The following is a 15635-nucleotide window of genomic DNA, read 5'->3' as shown; positions in this document are numbered from 1 at the left end:
TCCCGTTAAAAAAAATTAAGTTCTTTTAAGAAAGGTGAGTTTTTTATCAAGCTTTTCCTCAAGATCTCCCAGCCTGGCTTTAGTCAGCACATCAGAAATATTTTTCCTGATCTTCACAAATTCGTGATGCATAGGACAGGGTTCTTTATCTGAGCATTGTTTCAGGCCCAATGCACAACCGGAAAAGATCTCATCTCCATCTACCGCTTTTACTATTTCCGCCAGAGACGTTTTCCTGTCGCTTTCATCAAGGAAAAATCCGCCCGTAGGGCCCTTGAGCGACTGTATCAGCCCCTTTCTGCTCAGGTCCTGCAGTATCTTGGCAATGAAATGCTCAGGAGAATCTATCCCCCTGGCAATATCTTTGATCCCTACCTTACTGCCATCTTTTGTTTGCTGAGCAATGTAGATCACAGCACGTATAGCATATTCGCAAGTCTTGGAGAACATGCCGCAAAGATAAGGGGAGAAATAATAAAAGACAAAAAAGTATTTTAATTATCTTTGCATCGTTAAAATGTTATTTTATGAGAGAGGACATCCGGACAGAAGAGGATATTAAACAGCTGGTACATACTTTCTACGATAAAGTGAGAGCAGATGACCGCCTGTCTGTTATTTTCAACGAAGTGATAAAAGATAACTGGGATAGCCACCTGCAAACCATGTGCGATTTCTGGAGCACACTGTTGTTATACTCCGGAAGGTACAGGAATGATCCGATGAGTAAACACAAGGTATTACCGGTAGATAGTGCACATTTCGGCAAATGGATAGAACTTTTCCAGGAAACAATAGATGAGCTGTTCAGCGGAGAAGCAGCAGACGCTGCAAAGAAAAGGGCAGCTAACATCGCAAGAGTTATGCAAACGGTAATAGGGGTAACAAAATAAACGGAACATTGTTTTCGCCACTCTTTACCGTAAAAAAAGGTTTCGCGCAGGCGAAACCTTTTTTGTTACACAGTTATTTACCCTTTCGGGAAAGCTGCCATATCTGTATACAATACCTCCCAGATATGACCGTCAGGGTCCTGGAAACTACGGGAATACATCCAGCCATGGTCCGCCGGATCACTGGAGAACTTACCTCCGGCAGCCAGCGCAGCTTCTGCTATCTGATCCACTTTCTCCCTGCTTTCTACAGCCAGGGCATTGATCACCTCCGCAGTTTTTAATGTGTCTGGAATATCTTTTTTTGAGAACCCTTTAAAGAATTCTTCTACCAGCAACATGGCATAGATATTTTCTCCCAGTACCAGGCATGCCGCCCGCTCATCAGTGAAATCAGGATTAAAGCCGAAGCCCAGTTTAGAGAAAAAGTCCTGCGCCACTTTCAGGTCTTTTACAGATAGGTTTACAAAAATCTCTTTTACCATTGTGTATTATTTTAAATGAATTAAAGATGATGGAGCTGCATCACTTAGACTTAAGCGCAGCATATTTTTTCCAGTAGAAATAGGAGAGAAGCAGCCCTGCCAGGAAAAGCAATGGCGAAATGATCAGCGCTGTACTATCACCGGCATCAGCCCTCGCTACACAAGCGCCAATGAAGTTGAAAGTAAAACCTGCATATGCCCATTCCTTGATAGTTTTAAACTTCGTTTGAAGCAGTGCAATAGCACCCAGGATCTTACCTGCGCCCAGCACTATCAGTATATGCAGCGGATAACCCAGATGCCGCATGATCTCTTTGCCTTCTTCAGATTGTATAAATTCCACAATGCCTGCCATCAGCATAAATACAGAAAATAGTCCGGTAACGGTCCAGTGAAGGACCTTGATAGTCTTAGGTTTCATTAAAGGTGATTTTATCAGTAAATAGAGTTCAGGTGTCAGTCCGGCAATACCTCGCTGTTGAATCCGAAACGACTCAGCAGGTTGATCAGGTGAAAGGGTTGTACAGGCCCCTCATTACTTTTTACTCTCAGGATCCTGTCACAATCTTCCAGGTCAAAATTAGCGCTGTAATCAACGTAGGTATTGTGTATGTGATCCAGGAGCATGTGCGCATGTTCCGGGCTGTTTACATTTGTTTTAAAAACTTCTACCATATACACAGTTGTTGCAGGTTCAGGGTGTTTATTACAACCTTATGAATGCAAATTTATCAGAAACCTTTTAGTTGCGGGGGCCGTGAAAACGACATAATGAGGGGTAAGATGCGACAAGCTGATGTGAAGTTCTGCTCGATAAGAATAGTCCCACAGGGATTTCGTATTTTTATACCGTATGAAATTTGAACAGATACCGCCACCCGCGCCGCTAAAGCACTATATCCGGTACTTCTGGACACTGGAAAGCGAAGGGCCGTCTGATACATCGTCCACCTTCAGGACAATGGCAGATGGCAGCCCCGGACTCGTATTCCAGCAACCGGAAAAAGGATGCTTTTATCAGAACGGGAAACTGCTGTCAAATACCTTTCTCTACGGACAAAGCACCCGCTATGCAGAACTTTGCCTGAAAGGAACTTTCAGCACAATAGGCGTATTCTTTTTCCCTCACGCACTCAAATCCGTTTTTGGTATCAATGCAGAGGAATTGACAGACTCCTGTGCAGACCTGAATGCCATGGCAGAAAAGCAGGGACTCTACCTGACAGAAATAGTAGCCGCTGCCACATCAACGACAGAGAAAGTAAATATCCTCTCTTCCTTCCTCTTAGTACAGATCAGGAAGAATGAACAACAGCAGGATGGCGCCATGCACTATGCCATGTCCAGCATCCTCCGGTCCGGCGGCAGCATTGCGCTGAAAGACCTGCAGGATAAACTGCAGTTGTCTGAAAGAAGCTTTGAACGCAAGTTCAGACAGCATATAGGTATCACCCCTAAACTATTTGCAAGGATCTGCCGTTTCCAGGCCTCCCTGCGGCAACTCCGGAACAACCAGTATAACAAGCTGTCAGACATCGCTTTTGAAAACGATTATGCTGATCAATCCCATTTTATCCGCTCATTTAAAGAATTTGCAGGTCTTTCCCCTTTCCGGTACCGGCAACAATCCAGGGAAGTAGTGGAAAACCTGTCCCGCTTAACCTCTTAAACCCTCTGACGGTTTTGTTCTATTTTTCCCATTTGCTGCGCTGCAACTTTGTATAAAAAAATATACATGAAAACACTGCTTACCAGCACTGTCGGCGGAATAGACCTCTCACTTTCAAATATCACGCTGACCATCACCACCACAGCCACCGCTCTTATGGCGGGACTGTTCTTTGCCTATTCCTGCTCCGTAAACCCCGGACTGGCACGTCTGGCAGATACCTCTTACCTGGCAGCCATGCAGTCCATAAACAGGGCTATCCTGAATCCCTTTTTCCTGATACCTTTTGTCGGACTGGTGCTTCTGCTGCCCTTCACCGCATACCTGGAGTATACCTCTCCCGTTTCCCCCAGGTTCCTCCTGCTGGCTGCAGCTGCCATCACCTATATCTGGGGCGTATTTGGCATTACCATGTTAAAGAACGTACCATTGAATGAAGCACTGGATGCGTTCAATATCCAGGCAGCCTCCGTTGAAGATCTGACACGTCAGCGCCTGCAGTTTGAAGAACCCTGGAACAGATGGCACCTTATCCGTACCATAGCGGCCGTGCTGACCTCCGTATTCACGATCCTGGCCTGTTTATTTCCTTCATCTTCAAAAATCTGAGTCTATGTACCTGGTAATAGCATTATTGGCCTTAACAGGCCCGGGAAATGGCATGAAAACAGTGAAGATGGAAGGCATGAGGTTCAGCCCCAAAAAAATAGAGATCTCCATAGGAGATACCGTAGTTTGGATAAATGGCAGCAATATGCCGCATAACGTTATCTCTGATGATGGTGTACTGGCCAGCAGCCTTATGAAGAAAGGAGAGACCTTCCGGTATGTATTTAAAAAGGCTGGTACATTCCCGTATTATTGCCAGCCACACAGATCAATGGGTATGAAGGGAACAGTAATTGTAAAATAGATCAGGGCCTCAAAAAATCCAGCGCAAAAGGTACTCCTGCACCCAGTATAGCGCCTGCTGCCACATCCGACGGATTATGTACACCCAGGTACATGCGGGAATACCCAACACTACCAGCCCATAAATATGCAGGAGCAATCACATACCATTTGGAATAAGCCCTGGAAAGAGCAGTAGCAGTGCTGAATGCAGAAGAAGTATGACCAGAGGGGAAAGACGATGATTTAGGCTCATACACCGCGTTGAAATGTATGTTATATACAAAAGGACGGGGCCGTTTTGTCAGCTTTTTGATCAGGGAATTCAGAAGAAAAGTAGTAGCCGTACTACTGGCAACATACAGCGCATTCTTCTTCATCTCCGTATCATTGTTGATCAGCCCTGCCGTAAGCAAGCCCGCAGGTATGGCTACATTCACATAGTCATTGGTGTTGGACAGGAACAGCCATAGTTTGGTTTGCCCCTCCGTCCTGTGATCTGCAAGATATTCCAGCGTACGGCTGTCAAAACGTTGTATGGCAGACTGTGCAGAAGAAGTATGATATAACGTGGCTGTTGTAACCAGCCACGTTATAATGAAAGTTCTTATTCTGATCATTGTTTTAAATACTCTTTATCCAGGAAGAGATAACGGTCAGTATCCTTCTGCACTCTCTGTACCGGCTGTACGTCAATATCCATTAGCTTAGACGCAGCACCAGGTTTGTCAGCTTCCCAGTAAGGTAACCCTTTACCGTTAGGATTGCCTGTTTTGATAAAGTTCGCGAAATAAGATTGCATTGTTGCAGAAACTTTATAGTCTTCTTTCGTCCATGCATATACTTCATTAGAGGCTAGATTACCCATGGCATATTCTATCTCCGCTGCATGCGGAGCGCCCTGAAAAACCTGTGGTTTAGGAGAAGGGCCTGCATTTTTGATCACTCCTCCGGCCAGCCCCGCCTGTGCATTACCCATTTTGGGCGTCATCGGCGGGCGTGGGTGCGAATACACATAACGGTATACAGGCTGTCCGCTGGTCTTGGTATGCATATCAGCCCATTTCCAGGTGCTGTAAACAATAAAACGGTCACTTGCCAAAGCCGTGGCAGATGCTATCACTTCCTCCCTGGTATTGCCGGGATAGAGCTTCAGCACTTCAGCGGCCTTCTCCGGGTACAGCTGTTTTACCTTCTTGGCATAATTTTCCGGCGTAGGCTCATCTCCCCATAACAAGGCATTGTAAGGTATTTCGGCAGAGTTCCATCCTGCCAGCAGGGGTACATGCGCCTGTTCTCCTGCATTATTGATCTCCGTCAGGCTTTTAGGCAGGAAATAACCATCAATATTCATTGCCAGCGGTGGCATATCCTTCTGGTATGCCTTATCCAGCAGCTCTGCTGCAGGTATGGCGCGCAGCTCCGCAATAGTTTTAGCATTAAGCTTCTCCGCGAACAACACCCCGTTCCTTTCCGCCGTTTCTTTTGATACAGGCGTCATAGTTGGATTGATAGCCGCGCCGCTTTCTCCTATAGCACCACTGATCAGCCCCTTGCTTAAAGGAGAGGCCATTTGCGCAGATACCGAAATAGAACCGGCAGATTCTCCGGCAATGGTCACTTTATCAGGATCTCCGCCAAAAGCAGCAATATTCTCTTTCACCCATACCAGCGCCGCATGCTGGTCCAGCAGACTGTAATTACCGGAAGAATGATTGGGAGATTCCTGGTTCAGCTCAGGGTGCGCCAGCAAACCAAATACTCCTAATCTGTAATTCACTGTCAGGGCGATGATCCCCCTCTGTGCCATGCTTTCGCCATCATAACGGGGTTCCGAGCCATCGCCGGCTACCATACCGCCGCCATAGAAGTACACCAGTACAGGAAGCTTTTCTTTTGATGGCCTGGCCGGTACCCACACATTCAGGTAAAGGCAGTCTTCCCCCATGCCGTCAGAACGGAAGTTCATATCCCCGAAAATCGGTTTCTGCATAGCCCGCGGACCAAAACGATCTGCAGCCTTTATACCCGTCCAGTTCTCCACCGGCTGAGGGGCTTTCCAGCGGAGATCCCCTACAGGAGGTTTGGCATAAGGAATACCCTTGAAACTTTTAACACCGGTAACGGGAGATTTAGTGCCCTTCAGAGATCCGTTGACTGTTTTCACAACAAGCGGATCGGCAGATTGAGAGAAGGCGGCTGCCCAGGTTAACTGCCCTAGTAAGATTAACGTGATCAATGATTTCATAAACGTAATGATAGGTGGTGAGGCCATAACGGCGTAAGGAAAGGTACTAAATTAATATTTTGGTTGCTTCAGAATGTAGCGATCTAAAACCCTGTTTAAAGTATATTTAAAACTGATCAGGTCCACCTTTAATCCTCCTTTAAAGCATGTCTTAAGCATGTCTTAAGCATGTCTTAAGCATGTCTTAAGCATGTTTAAAGCATGTTTAAAGCATGTTTAAAGCATGTTTAAAGCATGTTTAGTGTATGCATTGCGGTACCACTTCTGCACCACGGTATAGTCCTGATATAGGTTACACTTCTGTTAGATAATCCTGTTTGAAGTTTACAATTGTTGCTTTTAATCCTGTAATTGGTTTACCGGCCTTCTTTTTCTGTGCTTCCACCTGGCTGGTATTTTACCAGTTGCCTGGCGATATAGGTATAGTCCGGGTATATGCCTGGACCATCCCCGGCATACCGGAAGCAAATATGAAATTTGTTTGTTTTTCCTTATATATTTGACGCCAGTACAATCACTCAATGAAGCGCATATTACCTTTCCTGCTGCTGACAGTTATTTCAGGCTGTTCGGTAGCACAGTCACCCCGGAACCTCTTAGACAAGTTCACCCGGCAACAGATCAGTGAAGCATTATTGCCTGCCGGCAAATGGCATCCCTTTCCCAATACCGGGAAAGAATGGCAGGAAGCATTGCCGGAAAATGTGCGCCGGAGAATAGTACAACAGGCAGAAACCTACGCCCGCATCCCATTCGTCGCCATTCCGGCCTCAGTAATGCTGGAATATCAGCAGAACGGCGACCGCTCCCATTACGAACAAAGCTCCTTCCGCAAACGTGATCAGCTGTTTGTACTGGCATTGGCAGAATCCATTGAACAGAAAGGACGTTTCCTGCAACCCGTTATGGATGGCATCTGGTCCATCTGTGAAGAAAGCTACTGGGGCGCCCCCGGGCACCTCTACTTCCAGAAAGCAGGAATAGACCTGGTAGACGTGGAAGACCCCACGGTCGATCTGTTCGTCAGCGAAACAGCTACCGTACTGGCATTGACAGATTACCTGCTGGGGGCAAGACTGGACAGTATCTCCAGACTGCTGCGCCGCCGGATATACTACGAGGTGGACAAACGCATGCTCACCCCCCTGGAAAAGGACAGCGACCGCTACTACTACCTCAAAAAAGGTACCCCCAGACAACCACTGAATAACTGGAATCCCTGGGTGATCAGCAACTGGATGACCAGCCTGTTATTACTGGAAAAGAACGGGGAAAGGAGGGCAAAAGAGCTGGAACATAGCATGCACCTGCTGGACCATTATATCAATTTCATCCCGGACGATGGCGCCATAGACGAAGGCCCCGTTTACTGGTCCGGCGCTACCGGGCGCCTCTTTGATGCACTTACAGTACTGGAAAGCGCCACCGCCGGGAAGATCAATATCTATAGGGAACCGATCTTCGGGAACATGGCGTCTTATATCTACAAAATGCATATCGCCGGTAATTACTATGTAAACGTAGCAGACGCCTCCCCGGTTATCAGTACCGACGGCTTACTGCTTTACCGCATGGGCACAGCATTGGGAGATAGTGTCATGACGTCTTTCGGGGCCTGGGCATTTCACAGGTACCCCGTAAGTTCGCCCGTCAACACTGACTTCGCCAAACCCCGGATGCTTTTCAATGTCAAAGCCTGGGATGCCTGCAGCCGTAGTAACGGACAGCCGCCTATGCTGCCGGAAATGTGGCTGGAAAGCATCCAGCTGATGGCGGCAAGAACGGAAGGTTTGTTTGTAGCTGCTCACGGCGGACATAACGCCGAAAGCCATAATCACAATGATGTAGGCGATTTTATGGTCTATGCCGGCGGGCAGCCCGTAATCATAGACGTTGGCCTGGGTACCTATACCGCAAAAACATTCTCGAAAGACAGGTATCAGCTATGGTATAACAGCTCAGCCTACCATAACCTGCCGGTTATCAACGGCTACCAGCAACTGGCCGGCAGGCAGTATGCCGCCAGGAACGTTCGTTACCAGCAGGCAAAAGACAGCACGCAGCTCACAATGGATATTGCGGCCGCATATCCGCCAGAGGCTGGTGTTACAGAATGGGACCGCAACGTAACTTTACAGCGGGATCACGATGAAGTACTGGTGACAGATAACTTTACCCTGCAAGGGTCTTCCCGCCTTACCCAGACATTCATGACAGTATGTACAACGGATATACGGCAACCAGGGCGTATCCTGTTTGAGACGGCAGATAAGAGAAAAGTAATACTGGAATATGATCCGGAGACATGGAATGTGACGAAGGAATTGATGGACTGCAGCGCCCCGGATGAAAAACGGCTGACAGAGAACTGGTCCCGGCAACAAATAACAAGGCTGCTGTTGACTGTAAAGAGCCCTGTTACAAAAGGAACTTTCAGCTACAGGATCCGGCAGATATAAACCTGGTATTCAAAAATATTCACCCGCGCGCAGCGCAAAAAAATCTCGCTCTCAACACCCATTTTGAGAGCAGTTTTTCAGCTCGTATATAAAAAAGAATTTTAAACTGATGCACTACCGCTAAAAAGAAAAATAGTAACTTAATAAAATAATTTTCAACGTTATGAAGATCGCGTTAACTGGCTTACACGTAAAAAATCCTTTGCAAGCCTATCAGTTTTATACAGAAGTACTTGGTTTCATTAAAAGAACATATATACCGGAAGCCAACATCGCTATCGTAGCTTCTCCGGATGAACCGGATGGCACGGGCCTGTTGCTGGAACCAAACGATAATCCCATTGCCAAAGCATACCAGGAAGGACTGTGCAAAGCAGGATTACCCGCATTGGTGCTGGGAACAGAAGATCTTGAAAGAGATTATCAGCGGTTGAAGAGATGTGGAGTATTGTTCAGGAAAGCACCTACAAAAACAGAATGGGGCATGGAAGCAATTTTTGAAGATACATGCGGTAACCTGGTACAGTTACACCAGGTACAATAAGTATGAACAGACACAACATTTATTTAAATTCTTAGCCGGCCGTAAGCCCAAATACTTTTATTCAAAAAAACTCAAAAAAAGGTTTTGCCAAAAAGGCGAAACCCTTTTTTTGAGCAGTCTTTTCACATTGTACATCAAAAAGAAATTTAAACTGATACAGTACCCTGATAAAAAATACAACAGCTAACAGGAAATAAAACTTTATCTTTCACATAAGAAATATCTGAAAAACCTTACTGCTCCTGAGAGAAAACCGAATATGAAGTTTACGTTATGATATGCCATGCGGATTGTATCCGTTTATACCCTGCAATAATTTCGCTGTTATGAAACATATCTATCAACCTTTATTCGTACTGTTGTTTTGTTGTCTTGTCAGCCCACACCTACTTGCACAAACAACCCAGGCCTCCTTTACAGGCACAGTCACCAATGAAACCAAAGAAGCGGTTCCAGGTGCATCTATTCTTTTGCGTAATGAGTCTACAGGTTTCAGTAACCGCACCATCACCAACGCAAAAGGAGAATTTACTTTTAAAGAACTGCCGTTAGGCGGTCCGTACACTATCACCGTAAGCTTTGTCGGATATACTGAACAGAAGCGCACCGGTTACATGATCAACCAGGGCGATCTGATAAAAGTAGATATCGCCATGCAAAGCTCATCAGTCAGCATGAATGAAGTAGTCGTATCAGGTTCCGGCCTGAAGAATAAGACAGAGAACTTCGGAGCCGCCACTACAGTAACCGCCCGCGATATTGCACGCCTGCCGGTGAACGGACGTAACTTTACTTCCCTCATAGACCTTTCTCCTTTAAGCAGCGGTAACAACCTTGCCGGTCAGCTGGGCTCTTCCACCAATATTACTATTGATGGTACAACAGCAAAGAACCCGACCTCCAGCAGTGGCACCAATACCCGTATTGGCGGCCCTTATGCACTGACCATGGAAGCTATCCGCGAGTTCAAGGTGGTAACCAACCAGTATGATGTCACTTTTGGCCGTAGCGGCGGCGGTACTATCAGTACCGTAACCAAAGCAGGTACCAACACATTTTCCGGTAGCGCTTTTACCTATGCAAGGGCAGATGTATTGGCCAGCAATTACGATATCCGCGGAAACAGACGCCAGAACGATTTCTCTACCTATCAGTACGGCGCTACACTGGGAGGCCCTATTATCAAAGATAAAGCGCACTTCTTCGTTGCGTGGGACCATCAGAAAGATGCCCGCCCCCTGCAGATAGCAGATATACAATCAGCTGCCGACGAAAAGCGCTTCAACGTATCACGCACAACCCTCGATACCTTCCTCCAGATAGCCCGTGGTAAATATGGCGTGGCAAACTCTCCACAGTTTGGTTCATTCAATAAAAAGAGAGGCACTGACAACCTCTTTGTACGTGTGGATATCCAGCTGAATGAAAAGAACCTGCTGACCATACGCGACAACTATGTGAATGACAGGGCGCCACTTGGCCGTGATGATAATACGGCTATCAATCTCTATGAAGTATATGCAGATGCCCAGGCAAAGAACAATAGCTTGCTGGCTACACTACGCACTGTGGTAAGCAGCCGTTTAACCAACGAACTGAAAGTTCAGCACCTGTACACATTTGAAGAAAGTACACCAGGCAGCCAGCTGCCCTCTAAAAACATTCCCCGTGCTATTGTTGAGCGCGTACAGTCTACAGTAGATGGCAGCAATGTATTTACTTCCATTCAGCTGGGAGGCCAGCGTTATTCACCGGAACACTTTTACAATAATGTATTCCAGCTGGTAGATAACGTTTACCTGAATACCAATAAAGCCAATTTCACTTTTGGTACTGATATCATGTACAGCCATATGAATTCCCTGTACGGAAGTGAAATGAACGGCCGTTTCTATTTCACCGGGGTAGATAACTTCAACAACATGACGCCATACCGTTATGCCCGTGAAGTGGCCCTGGCAGAAGATCCCAGCGTAAAACAGAATATCATCAGCGCTGCGCTCTATGCCCAGATGCAAACAAAGCTGTTCCCGGGGTTTGAAATGATAGCCGGCTTGCGCGCTGATTATACCACTTACCTGAACAAACCTAACTTCAACCAGTCTGTTTATACTGAGCTGGGATTACGTACAGATAATTCACTGACCACTTTCCAGGTACAGCCCCGTCTCCAGTTCAACTGGGATATCAATGAAAAGCACAGGGACTACCTGCGCTTCGGTGCCGCCGTATTCGGGTCTGATATCAACAACTATGCAATGATCAATAACATGTTGTTTGATGGCACCAAAGTACTTTCAGTAGATATACTGTCCGGCGTGCCAAACCCTGATTTCGTGGAATACCGTAAGAATCCCTCCTCAGCACCCGGTAAAGAGCTGTTTGATGAACTGGGACTTGCCCGCATCGGTACCATCAACATGAACGGCAAGGACGCAAGGATCCCTGTTGTATATAAAGCCAATATATCCTACAATCACCTCTTTACAGACCGCTTTAAAATGGGAGTGACCTTCTTTACTACCATTGCACGCAACAACTATATGTATGTAGACCGTAACATGGTGGATGCTCCCTTCTTCCGCCTGGCTAATGAAGGTAACAGGGGAGTGTATGTACCGGCAGATTCCATTAAGGTCAACAATGGCGCCACAAACTGGATGGATGGCCGTAAGAGCAAGAACGTAGGCCGTGTGCTGGAACTGAACAGCGAAGGTAAAGTGAACCAGTTCGCGTTTGTAGTGGATGGAACTTACCGTTATTTCAGGGATGGTGAAGTATCTTTCAGCTATACCTGGAATGATACTAAAGATAACACCTCCTATAACGGAGACGTAGCTAATACCGCTACACTCTCACTGATGGTGAAAGATGATCCGCGCAATCTCCGCAAAATGACCTACTCTGACAACCAGTTCCGTCATAAAGTAGTGTTCTATGGTACATCACCTACTTTTGCCGGCTTTAACATAGGTATCAGGTATTCAGGTATTGGCGGTACACGTTATTCCCTGGCTGTCAGCGGTAACGTGAATGGCGACTTTGTGAACTCGAACGATCTGGCTTATATATTTGACGTTAAAGACCCGAACCTTCCGGAAAGCATCCGTAAAGGCATACAGGGTATACTGGACAACCCGCTGGCAGATGAAAGACTGAAAGAGTATATCCGTAAGAACAGCGGTAAGGTAGCTGAGCGCAATGGAGGTGTAAATGGTTTCTATGGTATATGGGACCTGAGAGCTACCAAGAAATTCAGAGTGCATAAATCACATAATATTGAGCTCTCGGCGGATTTCTTCAACGTGGCTAACATATTCAAAAAAGAATGGGGTACTTACAAGACCCTGGGCAAGCAGAATATTTACTCGCTCGGAGGCTTCGATAAAGCTACTTCAACCTATAAATACAACGTTAACGTAAACACAGGTGTGGTAGTACCTTCTGGTAATCCATGGCAGATCCAGCTGGGGCTCCGTTACGGATTCTGATATCAGATCATAAAAAACGCTTTAGTCCCCAAAGGCTAAAGCGTTTTCTATTTATAAAGCTTCAAAGGTCCTTGGCTTTCTTTGGAGCTTTTCTCCTTTATAGGTCTCTGCCAGCTGTAACCTTCTTAACCCTATTTTCACATATTCTTCCTGCAGCTCAATTCCCAGGCAGTTCCTGTTCAGTTGTTGCGCAACGTAGCAGGTAGTGAAAGTACCTGAGAAAGGGTCCATTACCAGGTCACCCTCATTAGAGCTTGCTTTGATGATCCGCTCCAGCAACGCTACGGGTTTTTGTGTGGGATGCTCTTCATATTCATCCATACGGTAACGTACCCTCGGAAAGCTCCATACATTGCCCGGTACTTTTTCAGTATTATATGCAGTAGGCACAGGTTTACGGTAATCTATCAGCTTTCTCTTAGATCCTGTTTTAGCTTCTACAAGTATATCGCTTGCATTGAAAGTATAATTATTCCGGTCTTTTACGCAGAAGAGGATGGGCTCATATAAAGAGCCGAAGTATTTCTTTGCCTGGGCGCCTGAGCTGTCGTAATGCCATACTATCCTTGACAGGACCTCCGTTCTTTTACGCAGCCAGATGTCAAAGTAAGGCATGAACTGGGTAGCCGTCATTACATAGAAACTGCCGTTGGGCTTAAGCTTCCGGACACAGAGGTCCAGCCATTGATAGCACCATTCCAGGTAGGCATCCTCCGACTCCCATTTTTCAATATGACCGTTAAAGTTCTTCCCGATGTTATATGGCGGATCAGCAAAGATCAGGTCAACCGAATTATCTGCTACATTGTTGGATAGCGCTTCCAGCGCATCCGCGTGTATGATCCTGTGCCTGTCTGTACCGAATATTTCCATCAGCTGTAGAGTATTTGAACAAATATACGAAGATCAAAAAATCTTACTTTCGCGCTCAATTTCAGATAGTGCACCGGTTTGAACTTTCTGGTACACTGCTCAATTTCGATTGTATGATCTCACTCAGAACAGTAGGCCTTTTAATTATAGAGGATGGCAGGTTGTTACTCGCTTACAGTAAGAATAAACGCTGTTTTTATTTGCCTGGTGGTAAAGTAGACCCGGGAGAATTACCGGAAAACGCCCTTTGCCGGGAAATAGCAGAAGAACTGAATGTTGACCTGGAAGAGCAGGACTACCATTACTATACACATATATCAGCCCCCGCATTTGGCGAAGAAGAAAATGTGATAATGGAACAGGATTGTTACCTGCTGACCCGCACAGTTGATCCGCAGGCATCTGCAGAGATAGGGGAGGTACGCTATTTCTCTCTCGGAGAATATAGGAAAGAGAAGGCGCAGGCGCCCGGTGTCATTGTCATACTTACTCTTCTAATGAAGCACGGCTTGATTGTGTAGAGGCCTGGGCAGCCGGCGCCGGTCGCCGGTAACCTGCACGCCCCATAGGAGAGCCGCTCAGAGGCAGGTAATAGTTGGATGGATTTACCCCTGCCGAGTTGACCGTATAAAATTTCTTATTTTCCTGCTCCCCCGTACCCTCAGTCACAGCCCCATTAACCTCCACATAAATAAAGCATCTGCTTTGCATCCCGCTGTTGCCAAAATAAGGAGCTATGAAGGCATTGGACTGAACTATCTGCTTACCGGTCATGCCAGTATAGCCATTGATGCGCAGGCTGTTTTCCTTTGTACCGGCAATGGTATTATTTGTGATCCTCACTATAGCATTGGCAGTGCCCCTCAGGCTGATACCATTGCTCTGATTATCCCTGAAAAGGTTATTATTGATGATGTGGGTAGCCCCGTTCTCCCCCGAGCCATAGAACTGGCAGAATTCACCATACCCATCATGAACGTAGTTGTCGTGTGTATTGGTGTTGGTTGTACGCCCACCAATTACGATGCCTCCGTTATGTGAAGAGTTACGTTGCATAGCCCAGTTTGATATCTCATTATTGCTGATCTCCAGGCCATCTGTTGCAGCTGTCTGAATACCGTCCAATCCTATATTTTTCACAATATTATTATAGATCCTGACATTGCGCCACAGAATAGGCTGTACATACTGATGACCTGGCGTAAAGCCGGAAGGTGGGCCATAGTACGGTATATTAGCTGTAAAGTCCCAATAGGTGGCAGTATGTCCTATATACATAGCCTCATTCTTGGTACCGTTGATGATCAGGTCATGTATAAGCAGGTTCTGCATAACGGTGTTAGGATATAATGTGGTGGCATCTCCTTTCACCGGGTCTGTTTTAGCTACGATCCCGTTCCCGCCATTGTTGATGGTGAGGTTGCAGATCTCCATGTTGTCTGATTTGCTTTCAAGCTGAAGATCACGGTAGGCTTCCCTTGCAGCCTGTGTAGATCCGTTTATCACCACCTGGTCCATGTCCTTCCGTCCGCCAAAACGTATGTAATGACAGTTCCAGAAACTGCATCCTGAAGAGTAACCACCTCCGTTCCATGATGGAACGCCAATAGTAACTACCGTATTTTTAGCGTTCTGTATAATGATAGGCGCAGAAGCGCTGCCGCTCAGGTTTGAAATATATACCGATTTGAAATTTCCTTTCAGATTAAGGATGTCGCCAGGCTTGTAAGTCTTGTCAGCATTGTCTATGGTCAGCCGGCCATAGACGTCGGGTACAAGCGTAAATTCCCTGCCTGAAACAGGAGAGGCTGCAGTATGTATTCCAGAGCTATAGTTTTCCCTCTGGGCCAATGTTTCATCGTGAATGAAATTAATAGCGAGGAAAAGAAGGGGTATTGCAATCATTAATTGGATATTTGTCGTAACCCGGTTAAGGCATCCTAAGTTAGGGCAAAAACCTTATATTCGTATCCAATTCTATATGTCGATGAAACTCATTTATTTATCCCTGCCAGTCGTCATTCTTCTGGATATTTTTATCTGGACGTGGGTGGCAGGGCTCCTGACTGCCCCAAGCGATCT

Annotated in this window: 16 protein-coding genes; 8 read left to right on the top strand and 8 right to left on the bottom strand. The window is 46.3% G+C overall.

The window, feature by feature from the left end; all coding sequences use genetic code 11:
* Positions 1 to 15: 15 nt before the first annotated feature.
* A complete protein-coding gene (locus GO493_RS12755; protein ID WP_157306564.1) occupies positions 16 to 450 on the bottom strand; it encodes an RrF2 family transcriptional regulator in 435 nt (144 codons plus the stop codon).
* Positions 451 to 527: 77 nt separating this feature from the next.
* Here GO493_RS12755 and GO493_RS12750 point away from each other — a divergent pair, with 77 nt between their 5' ends.
* Entirely contained in the window at positions 528 to 893 is a 366-nt protein-coding gene (locus GO493_RS12750) for a group III truncated hemoglobin (RefSeq protein WP_157306563.1), read from the top strand.
* A 77-nt stretch (positions 894 to 970) separates the two neighbouring features.
* Here the strand turns inward: GO493_RS12750 and GO493_RS12745 are convergent, their stop codons facing one another.
* From GO493_RS12745 to GO493_RS12735, 3 genes are read right to left on the bottom strand one after another with little or no spacing between them, the layout of a single operon-like run.
* Positions 971 to 1378 (bottom strand): VOC family protein, encoded by a 408-nt coding sequence (locus GO493_RS12745; RefSeq protein ID WP_157306562.1) that lies wholly within the window; start codon positions 1376 to 1378, stop codon positions 971 to 973.
* Between the two features lie 40 nt (positions 1379 to 1418).
* Positions 1419 to 1799 (bottom strand): DoxX family protein, encoded by a 381-nt coding sequence (locus GO493_RS12740; RefSeq protein ID WP_157306561.1) that lies wholly within the window; start codon positions 1797 to 1799, stop codon positions 1419 to 1421.
* A gap of 35 nt (positions 1800 to 1834) precedes the next feature.
* Positions 1835 to 2053, bottom strand: coding sequence for a hypothetical protein (locus GO493_RS12735; protein ID WP_157306560.1), 219 nt, complete (start codon positions 2051 to 2053; stop codon positions 1835 to 1837).
* A gap of 178 nt (positions 2054 to 2231) precedes the next feature.
* Here GO493_RS12735 and GO493_RS12730 point away from each other — a divergent pair, with 178 nt between their 5' ends.
* The 3 genes from GO493_RS12730 to GO493_RS12720 all read left to right on the top strand — a co-directional run bounded on the left by GO493_RS12730 (position 2232) and on the right by GO493_RS12720 (position 3960).
* Positions 2232 to 3047: a helix-turn-helix domain-containing protein gene (locus GO493_RS12730; RefSeq protein ID WP_157306559.1), complete on the top strand. Its 816-nt coding sequence runs from the start codon at positions 2232 to 2234 to the stop codon at positions 3045 to 3047.
* Between the two features lie 66 nt (positions 3048 to 3113).
* The gene (locus GO493_RS12725; RefSeq protein WP_157306558.1) at positions 3114 to 3656 is read left to right on the top strand and encodes an anthrone oxygenase family protein; all 543 of its coding nucleotides are present in this window, start codon (positions 3114 to 3116) and stop codon (positions 3654 to 3656) included.
* A 4-nt stretch (positions 3657 to 3660) separates the two neighbouring features.
* Entirely contained in the window at positions 3661 to 3960 is a 300-nt protein-coding gene (locus tag GO493_RS12720; RefSeq protein ID WP_157306557.1) for a cupredoxin domain-containing protein, read from the top strand.
* Position 3961: 1 nt separating this feature from the next.
* Here GO493_RS12720 and GO493_RS12715 read toward each other — a convergent pair whose 3' ends face one another.
* Both GO493_RS12715 and GO493_RS12710 read right to left on the bottom strand, forming a co-directional pair.
* A complete protein-coding gene (locus tag GO493_RS12715; protein ID WP_157306556.1) occupies positions 3962 to 4558 on the bottom strand; it encodes a phosphatase PAP2 family protein in 597 nt (198 codons plus the stop codon).
* Positions 4555 to 6186, bottom strand: coding sequence for a carboxylesterase/lipase family protein (locus GO493_RS12710; protein WP_157306555.1), 1632 nt, complete (start codon positions 6184 to 6186; stop codon positions 4555 to 4557). Before GO493_RS12710 ends, GO493_RS12715 begins: the two co-directional genes overlap by 4 nt.
* Before the next feature lie 521 nt (positions 6187 to 6707).
* On the opposite strand from GO493_RS12710, the gene GO493_RS12705 reads away from it, so the two are divergent.
* The 3 genes from GO493_RS12705 (at position 6708) to GO493_RS12695 (ending at position 12680) form a co-directional block, all read left to right on the top strand.
* Positions 6708 to 8645, top strand: coding sequence for a heparinase II/III domain-containing protein (locus GO493_RS12705; protein WP_157306554.1), 1938 nt, complete (start codon positions 6708 to 6710; stop codon positions 8643 to 8645).
* Positions 8646 to 8808: 163 nt separating this feature from the next.
* Positions 8809 to 9189 (top strand): VOC family protein, encoded by a 381-nt coding sequence (locus tag GO493_RS12700; protein WP_157306553.1) that lies wholly within the window; start codon positions 8809 to 8811, stop codon positions 9187 to 9189.
* A gap of 326 nt (positions 9190 to 9515) precedes the next feature.
* Entirely contained in the window at positions 9516 to 12680 is a 3165-nt protein-coding gene (locus GO493_RS12695) for a TonB-dependent receptor (protein ID WP_157306552.1), read from the top strand.
* A gap of 51 nt (positions 12681 to 12731) precedes the next feature.
* Here GO493_RS12695 and yhdJ read toward each other — a convergent pair whose 3' ends face one another.
* Positions 12732 to 13553, bottom strand: a complete 822-nt coding sequence (gene yhdJ, locus GO493_RS12690; RefSeq protein ID WP_157306551.1) for an adenine-specific DNA-methyltransferase — start codon at positions 13551 to 13553, stop codon at positions 12732 to 12734.
* 113 nt (positions 13554 to 13666) lie between these two features.
* Between yhdJ and GO493_RS12685 the strand changes: the two genes are divergently transcribed.
* Positions 13667 to 14074: an NUDIX hydrolase gene (locus GO493_RS12685; protein WP_157306550.1), complete on the top strand. Its 408-nt coding sequence runs from the start codon at positions 13667 to 13669 to the stop codon at positions 14072 to 14074.
* Here GO493_RS12685 and GO493_RS12680 read toward each other — a convergent pair.
* A complete protein-coding gene (locus GO493_RS12680; RefSeq protein WP_157306549.1) occupies positions 14040 to 15458 on the bottom strand; it encodes a right-handed parallel beta-helix repeat-containing protein in 1419 nt (472 codons plus the stop codon). The genes GO493_RS12685 and GO493_RS12680 overlap by 35 nt on opposite strands.
* Between the last annotated feature and the right edge of the window lie 177 nt (positions 15459 to 15635).

Origin of the sequence: Chitinophaga tropicalis, from assembly GCF_009758205.1 — a bacterium.
Lineage (GTDB): Bacteria > Bacteroidota > Bacteroidia > Chitinophagales > Chitinophagaceae > Chitinophaga > Chitinophaga tropicalis.
This window is presented reverse-complemented; position numbering and strand designations above follow the sequence as displayed.